Origin of the sequence: Cupriavidus sp. KK10, assembly GCF_018223725.1 — a bacterium.
Taxonomy (GTDB): Bacteria; Pseudomonadota; Gammaproteobacteria; order Burkholderiales; family Burkholderiaceae; genus Cupriavidus; species Cupriavidus necator.
Map to the genome: position 1 here is coordinate 3,873,641 of NZ_CP073677.1, position 15,924 is coordinate 3,889,564.

Genomic DNA, 15,924 nt, shown 5'->3' on the forward strand with positions numbered 1-15,924 from the left:
AACTGCCACGGGGCACTAGGCCCGGCAACCGATCGATAGGCTTAGCAGTAGCGAGGAAGCGCGCAGGGCGCGGCCCGATGCCTGGGCAGCCAGCACGCGAGCGCGGGCAGCGATGCGGGACGCATCGGCAGCCTGGCTGAGTGTGCTGGTGTAACGGTTCATCGTGCCTGGAGGAGGAGGGCGGGGAGCCGCTCGTGGTTGGTGCGCATCCGGCAGGCGCCGGATGGCCTGCAAAGGTTAGTCGACAAGGCCGGCCCCGGTCAAGCGTGGGAGCGCGCCGGGTGCGGGCGTGGCCCGATCGGGGGACTGCCATGCGCGGGTTGCGCCAAACGGCTGGGTCCGGCTTGCGGGCGGAACCCTGCCGGTCTTATTTGCCTCGCCCGAATGGCGGTGCCGCTGCGCTGAAAGGATGAACCACGCGCATGCTCTGTGCGCCGCACCTCAGTCCTCTGGCCGGTATTGCGCTGGCACCTTTGTGCCTAGGCTGGTAGCGCGGGAAAAAACACACGACTGGGGGGAACATCATGAGACTGAGAACGTGGGCATCCTGGCTGGCAGGCGCTGCCATGACCTTGCTGCTGGCAGCGTGCGGCGGTGGCGGCGGCGGTTCGGGCACGCCCACCACGCCAAACGCAGGCGGCACCACGCCGCTGACCTATACGGTGAAGATGAGCGTGACCTCCGGCGAGGTCGGCGTCGGCCGCACGATCACCATCAGCGCGCTGGCGGTGGACAGCAACGGCATCGACGTGTCCGGCAACACCACCTTCAACTGGACCAGTACCGACAGCGGCATTGCCACCGTGGAGCCGAGTGCCACCACGCCGGGCAGCGCCGTGGTCAAGGGCATTGCAACCGGGACGACCACCGTCCAGGTGGTGGCGAGCGTCAAGGGCGCCGACAACACCACGGTGCAGCTGCCCGCGCAATCCGCCACCATCACCGTGGTGCCGGCCTCGGCGCTGAGCTTCAGCCTGTCGATCCCGAACAGCAGCCTGTCGATGAGCGACGGGCAGACGCTGCCGGTCAAGGTATCGCTGGTCGACAGCAATGGCGCCGATGTGTCCGCCAGCGTCAACAGCTGGGCATGGTCCAGCAGCGGCACCGCGCTCCAGGTCACGGCCAGCCAGAACAGCGCCACGCTGAAGGCGAGCAACAGCTCACCCACCGCCGTGGCCACGGCCAGTGTCTCGGTGTCGGTGACCGCGCCGGACGGGCATGCCATTGCCGGGGTGATCGCGGTGACGGTGCAGAAGAACGGCGCTGCCGCCTATCGCGTGGTGACGACCAAGGGCGGCCGCGAGGTGAATGCGCTGCAGGTCTTCAGCAACCGTCCGGAAACCTTCACCTCGCGTGTGCTGCGCCACGATGGCCAGGACGTGACCGCGGACTTCGACGGCGCCTGGACCTACAATGCGACCTCCGCCACGCTGTCCGCATCGGAAGCGGCGGGTACGCATGACGCCACGGTGAGCACCAGCCTGGCCAGCGACAAGGGCCCGGTCCAGAGCAGCCTGACGGTGACCGCAGTCAGCACCAGGCTGGGCGAGCGCCGCAGCGCCACGCTGACGGTGACCGAGAACCCGGTCTGGGCGCTGGTTGGCGACAACCAGGATCCAATGACGCTGCTGCTGATGCCGCCGACGACGGTCGAGGTGACCGCACGCATGAAGCACCTGGGTGATGACGCGCAGTACACCGCGTGCAACAACTGGGCTTGGGACAAGACCGGTCCGGTGACACTGAGCCCAAGCATGGTCATGCTGCCGAACCAGGTGCGCGCCGCCGGCACCGCGGCTGGCGACTTCACCATTACCGCGACCTGCACTGCGGCCGCCGACAATACGCCGCTGAAGCTGGTCTTCTACGGTACGGTCAAGTAAGCAGCAGGTTCCCGCGCCTGACGAAACGCCCTCCATCCGGAGGGCGTTTCGTTTTGGGGCACACCAGCGGCCGTCGGGAGGGAAGCCGTCAAAGCGTACCCGTTTCTGCGTGACTGGCGCCGAGCGTTCCAGGCGCTGCCGGGGCCTGCCGACAAAGGCGTCCGGACAAGGCTGGGCCTGCCTTTGCGGGACGTGCCCGAGATGCGTGCCAGGCCAGCCAGTGCGCAAAGCGTACCCGTTTCTGCGTGCCCACGGCGCAAGCCTTTCCAGGCGGGTTCTCTCTCCGCCAGGCCGTCAACAGGCGAGCGCAAACCGCTGCTTCCGCGCCGGGCGGAAGCAGCGGGCGTACCCGTTTCTGCGTGGATATGTAGAGGGGGAAAGCGCGCCGCTCAGCGCTTGCGCACGAAGCGAACCACCTGTTCGGCAGTCTGGCCCTGCGCGCCGGAGGTGGTGTTGGCGGTGTTGGATCCGCAGGTATTGCAGCCGCCGTCGTCGCAGCCGCTGGCACAGCCCGCGGCGGCCTGCGGGGCCAGCCAGCGCGCCAGCCGGGCGCGCCAGCCGGCGGCGGCGCTGCCGCCCAGGCGCGCGGCGAGTGCCGCCTTGACGCGCTCGCGCGTGCGCGGCGCGTAGCGCGCGATCACCTGCACCGCGCACGCCAGCACGATCAGCGGGACCAGCAGCGTTTCGATGGCGTGGTAGAGGGACATGGCGGCGTGGTGCCTCAGCTGAACATCAGCGCGACGCGGTAGGTCACGAAGGCCGCCAGGTAAGCCAGCCCGGTCAGGTAGGCCGCCGACAGCGCCATTACCTTCCACGAGTCGGTCTCGCGCCGGATCACTGCCAGCGTGGAGATGCACTGCGGTGCGAACACGTACCAGGCCAGCAGCGACAGCGCGGTGGCCAGCGACCATTGCGCGGAGATCATCGGCGCCAGCTGCGTGGCCACGGCCTCTTCGCTGCCCGACAGCGCATAGACGGTTGCCAGCGCGCCCACGGCCACCTCGCGCGCGGCCAGGCCCGGCACGAGCGCGATGCAGATCTGCCAGTTGAAGCCCACCGGTGCGAACACCTTCTGCAGCGCATGGCCGATCATGCCGGCAAAGCTGTAGTCGATGGCCGGCGCGGTCGCGCCCACGGGCGCGGACGGGAAGGTCGACAGGAACCACAGCAGCACCGTCAGCGCCAGGATCACCTTGCCCACCCGCGACAGGAAGATGCGGGCACGCTCCCACAGGCCGATGGCCACGTCGCGCGGATTGGGGATGCGGTACGACGGCAGCTCCATCAGCAGCGGATGGTCGGTGCGGTCGCGGCGGAAGAACTTGAGCGCGTAGGCCACCACCAGCGCGCTGACGATGCCCGCCACGTACAGCGCGAACAGCACCAGCCCCTGCAGGTTGAACAGGCCCATCACGGTGCGTTCGGGGATGAAGGCGCCGATCAGCAGCGCATACACCGGCAGCCGTGCCGAGCAGGTCATCAGCGGCGCCACCAGGATGGTGGTGAGCCGGTCGCGCGGGTCCTGGATGGTGCGGGTGGCCATGATGCCGGGGATGGCGCAGGCAAAGCTGGACAGCAGCGGGATGAACGAGCGCCCCGACAGCCCCGCGCCCATCATCAGGCGGTCCAGCAGGAAGGCCGCGCGCGGCAGGTAGCCGGATTCCTCCAGCGTCAGGATGAACAGAAACAGGATCAGGATCTGCGGCAGGAACACCACTACGCTGCCCAGGCCAGCGATCAGGCCGTCGACCAGCAGGCTCTTGAGCATGCCGTCGGGCAGGTGGGCACCCAGCATCTCGCCGGCCCAGTGCACGCCGCCCTCGATGCCGTCCATCAATGGCTGGGCCCAGGAGAACACGGCCTGGAACATCAGGAACAGCAGCACCGCCAGCAGCAGCAGGCCGATCACCGGATGCAGCACGATGCGGTCGAGGCGGTCATCCAGCGCGGCGGTGCGCGCCGGCATGCTCACCGCGGCCGCCAGCAGGCGGTTGACCTCGGCATGCACGTCAATGTCGTTGGCGGGTTCCGGCGTGGCCGGCGGGGCCGGCGGCAGGGTGTCGTCGAGCAGGCTGACCAGCGCCGCGGCACCGTCGTGCTTCACCGCCACGGTGCTGACCACCGGTACGCCGAGCGCGGCCGACAGCTTGTCGCGGTCGATCCGGATGCCGCGCCGCGCGGCGGCGTCGCTCATATTGAGCACCACCACCATGGGCAGGCCCAGGCGGCGCAGTTCCAGCACGAAGCGCAGGTGCAGGCGCAGGTTGGTCGCATCGACCACCGACACCAGCAGGTCCGGGCGCTGCTCGCCGGCGCGCATGCCCAGGCAGACATCGCGCGTGATGGCTTCATCGAGGCTGGCTGCGTGCAGGCTGTAGGCGCCCGGCAGATCCAGGATGCGCACCTGGCGCCCGGCCGGCGACACGAAGTAGCCTTCCTTGCGCTCGACGGTCACGCCCGCATAGTTGGCCACCTTCTGGCGGCTGCCGGTCAGGCGGTTGAACAGTGCGGTCTTGCCGCAATTGGGATTGCCGACCAGCGCAATGCGCAGGGCAGAAGTGGAAGGAGCTGCAGACATAATCCGGGGGAAGGCTCAGGCAGTCCGTTTTGCGGACGGTTTGGCGGTCTGGTCGCCGCCCTGCGTGGCGGGGGCGATGCTGGTGACCGAGGCGCTGGCGACCTCTACGCCGATGCGCGACGCTTCCGAGCGGCGCAGCGCAAAGCGGGTGAAGCCTACCTGCGCCACCAGCGGGTCCATGCCGAAGGGGCCGTAGGCGATGATCTGCACGGCTTCACCGGGGACGAAGCCCAGTTCGCGCAGGCGGCGCGCGACCGGGTCTCCCGGGGTGGCGTCGTCCACCGATTGCACAACGGCGGGCGTGCGCCGTGGAAGTTCAGACAACCGCATCATGCTTCCAGTCCGTGGCGCGGTCTGCCGCCAAGCGGCCAGCGCGACTACGCCGGGGTGTGTAAATGAAAATCGTTTTCATTGTATCGCAAATTAGGCATGACGTTGCCCCCTCAAAGGGCGGGGCACGCCGGCCTGCTGCCGCGTCATTGCGCCGCAGGAGGCAAATGATAACCGCTCGGGATGGGGGTGACGGGGGGTGCGCGGGCGGGTAATGCTGCCCAGGTAACGTTTCTTTCGCCTACCGTCATCCCCGCGCGAGCGGGGCCGCGGGCGGCCCGGCTGAAGTGTAGAACGCCGCGCATGAATTCAACCCGATGCAGCGCAGTTCGGCTTTGCGAAGCCGAATGCAACCAGCTTCATGCAGCGCCGATCAATTACTACATTTGCGTTATTGGATGCCGTAAGCGGGCAGGGTTAAGCTCCAAGCACGCTGAACACCCCGTTCCACGCGTACTTCACAAGCCATCGGTCTATCGGCCGGTGGCTTTTTCTTTGTGGCTGCCCTGCGCGGCGGCTGTCATCTCCCGCACCATGCCGACAAAGTGATCGCGCGCAGGATGGTCCGGCGCCGTCTTCCACGCGCAGTAGACCTCCGAGCGCACCGCCGCGTCTGCCAGCGGCCGGAACGCGGCTCCGGCCATGCCGGAGCGCGCCAGCGCCGCGGGCACCACCGCCACGCCCATCCCCTGCGACACCAGCGACACCACCGACAGCCAGTGCCGGACTTCATGCCGGATCTGCGGATAGAAGCCCTGCGCCGCGCACATGTCGAAGATGCGGCTGTAGTAGTCCGGCGAGGCCTTGCGCGAGAACAGCACGAACGGCTCGCCGCGCAATGCCGCCAGCGGCAACTCCGGGAGCGCGGCCAGCGCATGGTCGGCCGGCAGGCAGCAGACAAAGGGTTCGCTGTGCACCAGCGTCGCCTGCAGCGTGTCCGGCACGCGGCCGGTGTGGATAAAGGCGGCGTCGAGCTCGTCGTGCAGCAGCGCGTCGATCTGCTCCTGTGAGTTGAGCTCGGTCAGCGCCACCTGAATGCCGGGATAGGCCGCCTGGAACCCGCGCAGCGTCTGCGGCAGCCCGCGATACAGCATCGAGCCGACAAAGCCCACCCGCAGCCGCCCGACTGCGCCCGCTTCGATCTCGCGTGCCAGCACCCGCGCCGCCTCGGCCTGCGCCAGCAGCGCCATGGCCGATTCGCGGAAGGCCCGCCCGGCCGCGGTCAGTCGCACCCCGCGGCTGTCGCGGTCGAACAGCCGGGCCCCGACCGAGGCCTCCAGCTGCTGGATATTGAGCGACAGCGGCGGCTGGGAAATGGCAAGCCGGCGCGCGGCCCGGCCGAAGTGCAGTTCCTCGGCCAGCACGAGGAAGTAACGCAGGTGGCGGAATTCCATGGCGATACAGAAATTATATGGATCAAGCCAATTTTAGAATTAGACGCGAATCTTTGGGGTTCCAATAATGGAGGCCAAAGGGGCCGCAAGCCGGCACCAGCCAATTCCAGGAGACCAGCCATGCCGTCCAGCGCCGTGCGCGACACCACACTTCAAGCCCACTCCACCGCACCGGCCGCTGCCCACCCGGTACCCGACCGCCAGGGCGGCAGCCTGTTTGCCGCCGACCCGGACCTGCGCGCGCTGCTGCCGCTCTACCTGCCGCCCGACCTGTTCAACCACCTGCTGCCGCACCTGGAGCGCATGGGTGCGCTGGCCGGCGGCGTGCTCGACGAACTGGCCGGCGTGGCCGACCGCCATCCCCCGGAACTCACCTACCGCACCCGCGCGGGCGTCGATGCGCAGCGCATCGACAAGCATCCGGCCTATGTGGAGATGGAGCGCGTGGCCTTTGCCGAATTTGGCCTCGCGGCGGCGTCGCACCGCGGCGGCGTGCTGGGCTGGGACAAGCCCATGCCGCCAGCAGCTAAGTACGCACTCACATATCTGTTTGTGCAAGCCGAGTTCGGCCTGTGCTGCCCGCTGTCGATGACCGATTCGCTGACGCGCACGCTGCGCAAGTTCGGCGACCCGGCGCTGGTCGAGCGCTTCCTGCCCAACCTGACCACCCAGGTCTTTGACGATCTCTACCAGGGCGCGATGTTCATGACCGAGCAGGGTGCCGGCTCCGACGTCGCCGCCACCGCCACCCGCGCGGTGCGCGACGCTTCGGCCGAGGGCGGCTGGCGCCTGCAGGGCGACAAGTGGTTCTGCTCCAACCCCGATGCCACGCTGGCGATGGTGCTGGCCCGCGTGGAGGATGAGGCCGGCAACGCCGTGCCGGGCCACAAGGGCGTGTCGCTGTTCCTGCTGCCGCGCAAGCTGGCCGATGGCAGCGACAACCACTACCGCATCATCCGCCTGAAGGACAAGCTGGGCACGCGCTCGATGGCCAGCGGCGAGATCCGGCTGGAAGGCGCGCATGCCTGGCTGGTCGGCGAACCCGGCCGCGGCTTCGTGCAGATGGCTGACATGATCAATAACTCGCGCCTGTCCAACGGCGTGCGCGCCGCCGGCCTGATGCGCCGCGCGCTGACCGAGGGCCTGTTCATCGCGCGCGAGCGCCAGGCCTTCGGCAAGCGCCTGCAGGACATGCCGCTGATGCGCCGCCAGCTGCTCAAGCTGACCCTGCCCACCGAGCAGGCGCGCACCATGGTGTTCCAGACCGCCGAAGCACTGCGCCGCGCCGATGCCGGCGAGGCCGACGCCTACCCGCTGATGCGCATCCTGACGCCGCTGATCAAGTTCCGCGCCTGCCGCGACGCGCGCAAGGTCACCGGCGACGCCATGGAGATCCGCGGCGGCTGCGGCTATATCGAGGAATGGAGCGATCCGCGCCTGGTGCGCGATGCCCATCTCGGCTCGATCTGGGAAGGCACCAGCAATATCGTCGCGCTTGACGTGCTGCGCGCGGTCCGCCGTGAAGGCGCGCTGCCGGTGCTGCAGGCACACCTGGCCGGCCTGCTGGCCGATACGCCGATGCATGCGGCGGCGCGTGCCGTGTTCGAAGGCGCCATCGCCGCAGCGGCGAAGCTGGCCGCGCAAGCCGCTGAGGCCGGCGCCGACGGCGAACTGCTGGCGCGCCAGGCGGCTTCGGCGCTGTACCACGTCACCAGCGCGGTGGCGATGGCCTGGGAGGCCGGGCGTATCGGCTCGGTGCGCCGCATGCGGCTGGCGCAGCTGGTGCTGCGCCATCGCGTGCTGCCGCAGGATCCGCTTGCAGCCCAGGCCGAGCCCGAGTGGCTGGCCGAGACCGTCGCGCCGGCTGACGGCACCGTGCATGCCGCTGGCGCGGTCGACCAGGTCAACGTGTTCTGACCGGATCCACGTCCGGCAACCATCCCCCGCAACACCATCCCGCCACCAGCGGGAGACGTCCTATACCCAGGAGACAACGCCATGAAACTCTGGCACCGCGTAGCGGCCATCGCCGCCTGCTCGCTCTGTATCGCCCCCGCCTTCGCGCAGAAGGACTTTCCGTCCAAGCCGATCATGATGGTCGTCACCTACCCGCCGGGCGGCCCTACCGATGCCATGGCGCGCACGCTTGCCGCCGCGCTCAAGACCAGCCTGGGCCAGCCGGTGGTGGTGGAGAACCGCGCCGGCGCCGGCGGCAATATCGGCGCCGAGGTGGTGGCGCGCGCCGAGCCCGACGGCTACACGCTGATGTTCGGCACCTCCGCGCCGCTGGCGATCAATGTGAGCCTGTACCGCAAGATCAACTACGACCCGGTCAAGAGCTTCGCGCCGGTGATCCAGATCGGCCAGCTGCCCAATGTGCTGGTGGTCAACCCGTCCGTGCCGGCGAAGAACGTCACGGAGCTGATCGCCTATGGCAAGGCGCACCCGGGCAAGCTGACCTATGCCTCGTCCGGCAACGGCGCGTCGTCGCACTTGGCCGGGGTGCTGTTCAACAACGTCACCGGCACCGACTTCCAGCACATCCCGTACAAGGGCACCGGCCCCGCACTGAACGACCTGCTGGGCGGGCAGGTCAGCATGACCTTCACCGACGTGCTCACCGCGATGCCCTTCATCAAGAGCGGCAAGGTGCGCGCGCTGGGCGTCACCACCAAGGCGCGCTCGCAGGCGCTGCCGGATGTGCCGACCGTGGCCGAGCAGGGCGTGCCAGGCTTCGATGTATCGGTGTTCTTCGGCGTGGTCGCACCCGCCGGCACGCCGCCCGAAGTGATCGGCAAGCTCAACCGTGCCTTTGCCGATGCGCTCAAGCAGCCCGAGGTGCGCAAGACCCTGCAGGCGCAGGGCCTGGAGTTCGCGCCGTCGACCACGCCCGAGCAGCTTGGCGGCTTCGTCAAGGCCGAGGTCGGCAAGTGGCGCGCCGTGGTGCAGAAGTCCGGCGCCCAGCTTGACTGAACCGCACAGGAAAACCAGCCATGACCCAAACCAGCCCCGGCGCGCTCGCCGGCATCCACGTGGTCGACCTGTCGCGCATCCTGGGCGGCCCATACTGCGGCCAGATCCTGGGCGACCACGGCGCCGACGTGCTCAAGATCGAACCGCCGCAAGGCGACGACACCCGCACCTGGGGGCCGCCGTTCAAGGACGGCGTGGCGTCTTACTACTTCGGCCTGAACCGCAACAAGCGCGTGATGCGGCTGGACCTGACCGCCGAAGCGGATCGTGAGGTCCTGCTTGTGCTGCTGGCCGAGGCTGACGTGCTGGTCGAGAACTTCAAGACCGGCACCATGGAGAAGTGGGGGCTGGGCTACGACACGTTGTCCGCGCGCTTCCCTCGGCTGGTCCATTGCCGCGTATCCGGCTTCGGCGCCGATGGCCCGCTGGGCGGCCTGCCCGGCTACGACGCCGCCATCCAGGCCATGTCCGGCATCATGAGCATCAACGGCGAGGCCGATGGCGATCCGCTGCGCGTGGGTTTGCCGGTGGTGGACATGGTGACCGGCCTGAACGCCGTGATCGGCGTGCTGCTGGCACTGCAGGAGCGCGCGCACAGCGGGCGCGGCCAGTTCGTCGAGGCCGCGCTCTATGACTCCGGCCTGTCGCTGCTGCATCCGCATGCGGCCAACTGGTTCATGAGCGGCAAGACGCCGCAGCGCACCGGCAATGCGCATCCCAACATCTACCCGTACGACACGGTGGCGACCGCCACGGACCCGATCTTCCTGGCGGTGGGCAACGACCGGCAGTTCCGCATCCTGTGCGAGCACCTGCGGCTGCCTGCGCTGGCCGATGACGAGCGCTATGGCACGGCGGGCGCGCGCTCGGTGAACCGCGTGGCGCTGAAGGCGGAGCTGGAAGCCAGGCTGCGCGAGTTCGATGGCAAGGTGCTGGCCGACGAACTGGTGGCAGCAGGCGTGCCCTGCGCGCCGGTGCTGTCCGTGGCCGATGCCTTGCAGCATCCGCATACGCAGCACCGCGAGATGGTGGTGGAGATGGAAGGTGGCTACCAGGGGCTGGGTGCGCCGGTCAAGCTGAGCCGGACGCCGGCGACATACAGGTATGCGCCGCTCACCGAAGGGGACGAGTTCCTGGATTAGACGCGACGTTGCCGCGCGGCAAACGAGAAAGGCGGCCATATGGCCGCCTTTCTTTATGGATTCCGGCTAGCCCATCACCCCGGAATCATCCCCGGCAACAGGTAAGCCTGCACCACCGTCATGATGCCGATGATCACGGCAAACAGCAGGCTGTGCCTGACCGTGAAGCGGAACAGCTCCGACTCCTTGCCCACCAGCCCGGTCGCCGCGCAGGCCACGGCGATCGATTGCGGCGAGATCATCTTGGCCGTGACGCCGCCGGTGGTGTTGGCGGCGACCAGCAGCGTGTCCGACACGCCGATCTGATGCGCCGTGGTGTTCTGCAGCGCGCAGAACAGCGCGTTGGACGAAGTGTCAGAACCAGTCAGGAACACCCCCAGCCAGCCCAGGAACGGCGAGAAGAACGGGAACGCCGCGCCGGTGCCGGCCAGCAGCAGCGCCAGTGTCGACGACATGCCGGAGTAGTTGGCGACAAAGGCGAACGCCAGCACCAGGCCGATTGACAGCACCGGGCGCGCCAGTTCCACCAGGGTCTCGGCAAAGGTAGCCAGCAGCATGCGCGGCTTCATGCGCAGCAGCACCGCCGAGATCAGCGCGGTCAGCAGGATGGCGGTGCCGACGGCGGAGAGCAGGTCGAGCTTCAGCACCGCGTCATAGGCCTTGGGCGTGGCCACGATCGGCGCGGCCTTGATTACCATCTGGTCCAGCCCCGGGATCTTGAACTTCAGCACCGTGCCCGCCAGCGCGCCGTTGGCTGCGAACAGCGCCTTGAACGGCTGCAGGCTCCACACGGTGACGATGGCGGTCAGGATGCCGAACGGCGCCCACGCGCGCAGCGTCTGCGCCAGGGTGTAGGGCGACGCCTTGCGCCCGGACATCGCGCCGCCGAAGCCGCCGCCGAAGCCGGCCAGCGCGACGGTGCCGCCGCTGACATTGCCACCGGCGCGCTGCGACGCGCCGCGCGGCTGCCATACCTTCAGGAACGCGGCCAGCGACACCAGGCTGACCAGCGCCGAAGTGATGTCCGGCAGTTCGGGCCCGATATGGTTGGACGTGAAGTACTGCGTCACGGCAAAGCTGCCGCCGCACACCAGCGCCGCCGGCCACGTTTCGCGCACGCCTTTGGCGCCGTCCATCATGAACACCAGCCAGAACGGCACCAGCAGCGACAACAGCGGCAGCTGGCGGCCGGCCATCGCGCCGATATGGAAGGGATCGATGCCCGTCACCTGCCCGGCCACGATGATGGGGATCCCCATCGCGCCAAACGCCACCGGCGCGGTATTGGCGATCAGGCACAGGCCCGCCGCATACAGCGGGTTGAAGCCCAGGCCCACCAGCAGCGCCGCGGTGATCGCCACCGGCGCGCCGAAGCCCGCGGCGCCTTCCAGGAAGGCGCCGAAGGCAAAGCCGATCAGCAGCATCTGCAGGCGCTGGTCGTCGGTGATCGACAGCACCGAGGCGCGGATCACGTCGAACTGGCCGGTCTTGACCACGATCTTGTAGAGGAACACCGCGGTCACGATGATCCATGCAATCGGCCACAGCCCATAGGCAAAGCCGAAGCCGGCCGAGGCCAGCGCCTGCTGCGCGGGCATGCCGTAGGCGAAGATCGCCACGGCCAGCGCCAATAGCAGCGTCACGGCCGCGGCGACATGGCCCTTCATGCGCCAGACGGCCAGCGCAATGAAGAAGAACAGGATGGGAATGGCTGCCGCCAGCGACGACAGCCACAGGCTGCCCAGCGGCGTATAGAGTTGGGTCCAGGGTTGCACGGTTAGTCTCCTGCTTTGGTGGTGTTTCGGGAAATCTTTGTTTTGTTTGCAAGCACTGCGTGAAGGCCTACTCCGGCTGTCCCTTCTCCTTCAGCAAATCCGCCAGGCTCTTCGCCGCCGGCTTCAGCGGCGTGCGGTGCTGCGTCCAGCCCATCTGCTTCGACGGCGTCAGCGCGCGCAGCCGCGTGGCGGCCCAGCGGAACAGCCGGTACGTCGCCGGGTGCGAATACGCGCCGCTCCAGAAGCGCCACACCAGGTGCTCGCCGCGGCTGTACTTCGCGCCCTGGCCGCGCAGCGGGTTGGCGACCTGCTCTTCCGGATCGCGGTTGGCCTCGGTGCGCAGGCGCACCAGCAGTTGCGGGATCGGGATGCGTACCGGGCATACCTCGCCGCAGGCGCCGCACAGGCTCGACGCGGTGGCCAGGTCGGCGGTGGCGTCCAGCCCCAGCAGGTGTGGCGAGATGATCTTGCCGATGGGGCCGGGATAGGTCGTGCCGTAGGCGTGGCCGCCGATGCGCGTGTAGACCGGGCAGTGGTTCATGCACGCGCCGCAGCGGATGCATTGCAGCGTGGCGCGCAGCTGCGTGTCGGCATAGGCCTGGGTGCGGCCGTTGTCGAGCAGCACCAGGTGGACCTCGCGCGGGCCATCGCGCTCGCCCGCGCGGCGCGGCCCTGAGATCAGGTTGAAGTAGGTGGTGATGGCCTGCCCGGTGGCCGAGCGCGTCAGCAGCGTGGACAGCGGCACGATGTGCTCCAGCCGGGCCACGACCTTCTCCATGCCCATGATGGCGATATGCACGTCGGGCACGGTGGTGGAAAGCCGGCCATTGCCCTCGTTCTCCACCAGCCACAGCGTGCCGGTGTCGGCGGCGGCGAAGTTCACGCCGGACAGGCCGATATCCGCTTCGACAAAGGCTTGGCGCAGCGCACGGCGGCCGGTCTGGATCAGCGCGTCGACATCCTCGGTATAGGGCGTGTCGGGGATATGCGCCTGGAATAGCTGCGCGATATCGCCCTTGGTCTTGTGGATCGCCGGCATCACGATATGCGAGGGCTTCTCGCCGGCCAGCTGGACGATGTACTCGCCCATGTCCGACTCGATGCAGTCCACGCCGCGCTCGGCCAGGTAATGGTTCAGCTCGATTTCCTCGCTGGCCATCGACTTGCCCTTGATCACGCGCTGCGCCTGCTTCGATGCCGCGATGCGGTGGATGATCGCGTTGGCTTCGTCGGCGTTCTCGGCCCAGTGCACCTGCACGCCGGCGGCGGTGAGCTTTGCCTCCAGCTGCACCAGCAGGTCCGGCAGGTTGGCCAGCGCGTGCTGGCGCACCGCCTCGCCCAGGTCGCGCAGGCGTTCCAGCTCATCCGCGTCGGGGAACTGCGCCAGGCGCTTGCCCTGCAGGAAGTCCATCGCGCCGCGGAAGCTCTGGCGCAGCTTGGGATCGTCCAGCGCCTCGCGGGCGCGTGCCTTGAAGTCCTGCGGCGGCACAAAATTGAGTGTGTGCTGGCTCATTGCCCGGCCTCCGCAGTGTCGGTCTCGATGATGACCCACAGCCGGCGCGGACCATGCGCGCCGTAGGCCAGCGTCTGCTGGATGTCGGAGGTCTTGGACGGGCCGGAGATCAGCACCAGGTTGGTCGGCATGCCGTCGGACCAGCGTTCGGTGCGCGCGGCCATATGCAGGTCGGTGTGCAGCGTCGAGGCGCGCACCAGCGCGACATGCAGCGGCGGCACCAGCGACACCGTGCGTGGCGAGCCCGCATCGGGCGCGACCACCAGCGTGCCGGTGGCGGCAATGCCGGAGCGCGCCACGGTGAAGCCGGCATCGATGGTGTCGAACAGCTCCGCCTTCCAGGCTTCGATCGGGCGGTCGTAGCCGATGGCTTCGATATGGGCCGGCAGGGCGGCCGCCAGCGCGGCACCGGCCTGGCTGGCGGGATCAAGCAGCAGGCGCTTCACGCCGGCATTGGCCAGCTCGGTGGCCAGCAATGCCGGCCAGGCCGCCTCGCTGGCGCACCAGACCTCGGCATGCAGGCCTTGCAGTGCCGCCAGCATCGCGCCGGTCAGTTCGCCAATGGCGGGCGCGCCGTGGCGGCGTGCCTCGAAATGGCCGTCGATGCGGCGGTCGAGTTCCGCGGTGCCTGGGGAAGGTGCAGGCGCGGCAGCGCGCAGCCGGCCGAGCATGCGTTCGCGGGCGCCGGGCGTGCTCATGCGGCACCTCCGGTACGGCGCCACAGGAAGGTGGCCAGGTGCTCCACCTGCAGCGGGGCGTGGTCATGCGCCGCGGTATGGCCGATATTGAGCAGGCAGCCGCAGTCGGCCGAGACCAGCCGGTCGCAGCCGGTGGCGCAGGCCGAGGCCACCTTGTCGCGCACCATGGCGCCGGAGATATCGGGATGCTTGAGCGAGAAGGTGCCGCCAAAGCCGCAGCATTCTGACTCGCGTTCATGCTCCACGCGGGTCACGCCCGGCAGCGCGTCGACCAGGGCCACGCCGTGCTGGCGCGTACCCATTTCTCGACGGGCGCCGCACGAGGTATGCAGCACGATGCGCTCCTGCGGCTGGCCCGCCGGTGCGGCATCGCCAAAATCCAGCTTCAGCACATGGAGCAGGAACTCGCCCAGTTCATAGATGCGTCCGGCCAGTTCCAGTGCCTTGGGGCCGGCCACCGGATCGTCGGCAAAGAGCTGCGGCCAGTGGTGGCGCATCATGCCCGCGCACGAGCCCGACGGCACGATCACCGGCCAGGGCTGGCTGAACAGGTCGAGCTGGGCGCGCGCCACCGCACGGGCCGCGTCGGGGTTGCCGCTGCTGTAGGCGGGCTGGCCGCAGCAACTCTGGCCGCGCGGGAAGTGCACGGTGAGCCCTTCGCGTTCAAGCAGCCGCACGGCGTCGAGGCCGGCCTGCGGCACGAACATGTCGACCAGGCAGGTGGCAAACAGGTAGGCCTGCGCGGGGGCAGGGCCGGTGGGGTACTGACGATCCTTCATGTCTCGCTCCGGACGTGCTGGGGTCGCACGTTTCGGCGCATAATTCCCGCTTCTGCGCGGCGGTACAAATTGGTTGGACCAATCTGCCCGGCGACCCGCGCAAGCTCAGGAGCGAGGACATACGGCATGACGGCAGCGGCAGCAAGGCACGGGCGCACCCGCGGACGCGTGGAGTCGGTCATGCGCCGGATCGAGACCGCGCTGCTCGACGGCACCTGGCCGCCCGGCACGCGGCTGCCGGCCGAGCGGGTGCTGGCCGGGCAATACGAGGTGGCGCGCAACACCGTGCGCGAGGCGATCCAGCGCCTGGCCGCGCGCGGCCTGCTGCAGAGCCGGCGCGGTGCTGGGGTCTACGCCACCGACCAGCTGCGCGCCGGCATTGCCTCGCCCTGGGGCCAGCTGGTGGCCGACCACCCCGCGCTGCGCGACGACATCCTGGAGTTCCGCCGCGTGCTGGAGGGCGCGACCGCGTATTTTGCGGCGCTGCGCGCGGATGCCGCTGACGTGAAACGGATCCGCGCCCTGATGGCCGAGCTGGAACGCGCGCGTGCCGCCGACGACAAGCAGGCAGAGGCCGATGCCGATGCGCAGTTGCATGACGCCATCGCCCAGGCCTCGCACAACACCATGTTCCTGCACCTGCATACCAGCGTGATCGGCATGCTGCGCGAGCACATCACCATCAACGGCACCGGCCTGCGCGAACAGGACGACGGCGCCTCAGACCTTCTGTTGCTGCAGCACCGCACGCTGTGCGATGCGATTTGCGCGCGCCGCCCGGAAGAGGCGCGCACCGCCATGCAGACCCATATCGACTTCGTGCGCAGCCGGGTGGAGCAGGACGGCGCCTGAATCAGGT

13 protein-coding genes are annotated in these 15,924 nt (G+C 68.7%); 5 read left to right on the forward strand and 8 right to left on the reverse strand.

Features of this window, described 5'->3' with window-relative positions; all coding sequences use genetic code 11:
- Positions 1 to 524 precede the first annotated feature (524 nt).
- Positions 525 to 1,883, forward strand: a complete 1,359-nt coding sequence (locus KB879_RS18115; protein WP_249221146.1) for a hypothetical protein — start codon at positions 525 to 527, stop codon at positions 1,881 to 1,883.
- 389 nt (positions 1,884 to 2,272) lie between these two features.
- Here KB879_RS18115 and KB879_RS18120 read toward each other — a convergent pair whose 3' ends face one another.
- The 4 genes from KB879_RS18120 to KB879_RS18135 all read right to left on the reverse strand — a co-directional run bounded on the left by KB879_RS18120 (position 2,273) and on the right by KB879_RS18135 (position 6,185).
- Positions 2,273 to 2,590 carry a DUF6587 family protein gene (locus KB879_RS18120; RefSeq protein WP_013951790.1) on the reverse strand — a complete coding sequence of 106 codons (318 nt, stop codon included), beginning with the start codon at positions 2,588 to 2,590 and terminating at the stop codon, positions 2,273 to 2,275.
- Positions 2,591 to 2,604: 14 nt separating this feature from the next.
- Complete coding sequence (gene feoB / locus KB879_RS18125) at positions 2,605 to 4,461, reverse strand: ferrous iron transport protein B (protein WP_013951791.1); 1,857 nt, start codon at positions 4,459 to 4,461, stop codon at positions 2,605 to 2,607.
- A 15-nt stretch (positions 4,462 to 4,476) separates the two neighbouring features.
- Positions 4,477 to 4,791 (reverse strand): FeoA family protein, encoded by a 315-nt coding sequence (locus tag KB879_RS18130; RefSeq protein ID WP_041228503.1) that lies wholly within the window; start codon positions 4,789 to 4,791, stop codon positions 4,477 to 4,479.
- 473 nt (positions 4,792 to 5,264) lie between these two features.
- Entirely contained in the window at positions 5,265 to 6,185 is a 921-nt protein-coding gene (locus tag KB879_RS18135; RefSeq protein WP_013951793.1) for a LysR substrate-binding domain-containing protein, read from the reverse strand.
- 120 nt (positions 6,186 to 6,305) lie between these two features.
- Here KB879_RS18135 and KB879_RS18140 point away from each other — a divergent pair, with 120 nt between their 5' ends.
- The 3 genes from KB879_RS18140 to KB879_RS18150 all read left to right on the forward strand — a co-directional run bounded on the left by KB879_RS18140 (position 6,306) and on the right by KB879_RS18150 (position 10,300).
- Positions 6,306 to 8,102, forward strand: a complete 1,797-nt coding sequence (locus tag KB879_RS18140; RefSeq protein WP_153954333.1) for an acyl-CoA dehydrogenase family protein — start codon at positions 6,306 to 6,308, stop codon at positions 8,100 to 8,102.
- 81 nt (positions 8,103 to 8,183) lie between these two features.
- Positions 8,184 to 9,158 (forward strand): tripartite tricarboxylate transporter substrate binding protein, encoded by a 975-nt coding sequence (locus KB879_RS18145; RefSeq protein WP_013951795.1) that lies wholly within the window; start codon positions 8,184 to 8,186, stop codon positions 9,156 to 9,158.
- 20 nt (positions 9,159 to 9,178) lie between these two features.
- Positions 9,179 to 10,300, forward strand: coding sequence for a CaiB/BaiF CoA-transferase family protein (locus tag KB879_RS18150; protein WP_211979524.1), 1,122 nt, complete (start codon positions 9,179 to 9,181; stop codon positions 10,298 to 10,300).
- A gap of 74 nt (positions 10,301 to 10,374) precedes the next feature.
- Here the strand turns inward: KB879_RS18150 and KB879_RS18155 are convergent, their stop codons facing one another.
- The 4 genes from KB879_RS18155 to KB879_RS18170 form a co-directional block, all read right to left on the reverse strand.
- A complete protein-coding gene (locus KB879_RS18155; RefSeq protein ID WP_211979525.1) occupies positions 10,375 to 12,075 on the reverse strand; it encodes a lactate permease LctP family transporter in 1,701 nt (566 codons plus the stop codon).
- A 67-nt stretch (positions 12,076 to 12,142) separates the two neighbouring features.
- Positions 12,143 to 13,588 (reverse strand): LutB/LldF family L-lactate oxidation iron-sulfur protein, encoded by a 1,446-nt coding sequence (locus KB879_RS18160; protein WP_013951798.1) that lies wholly within the window; start codon positions 13,586 to 13,588, stop codon positions 12,143 to 12,145.
- Complete coding sequence (locus KB879_RS18165) at positions 13,585 to 14,286, reverse strand: LUD domain-containing protein (protein WP_153954335.1); 702 nt, start codon at positions 14,284 to 14,286, stop codon at positions 13,585 to 13,587. Before KB879_RS18165 ends, KB879_RS18160 begins: the two co-directional genes overlap by 4 nt.
- Entirely contained in the window at positions 14,283 to 15,065 is a 783-nt protein-coding gene (locus KB879_RS18170) for a (Fe-S)-binding protein (protein WP_153954336.1), read from the reverse strand. The genes KB879_RS18165 and KB879_RS18170 overlap by 4 nt, the downstream gene beginning before the upstream one ends.
- Before the next feature lie 180 nt (positions 15,066 to 15,245).
- Here KB879_RS18170 and KB879_RS18175 point away from each other — a divergent pair, with 180 nt between their 5' ends.
- Positions 15,246 to 15,917, forward strand: a complete 672-nt coding sequence (locus tag KB879_RS18175) for a FadR/GntR family transcriptional regulator (RefSeq protein WP_010814059.1) — start codon at positions 15,246 to 15,248, stop codon at positions 15,915 to 15,917.
- Positions 15,918 to 15,924: the final 7 nt, after the last annotated feature.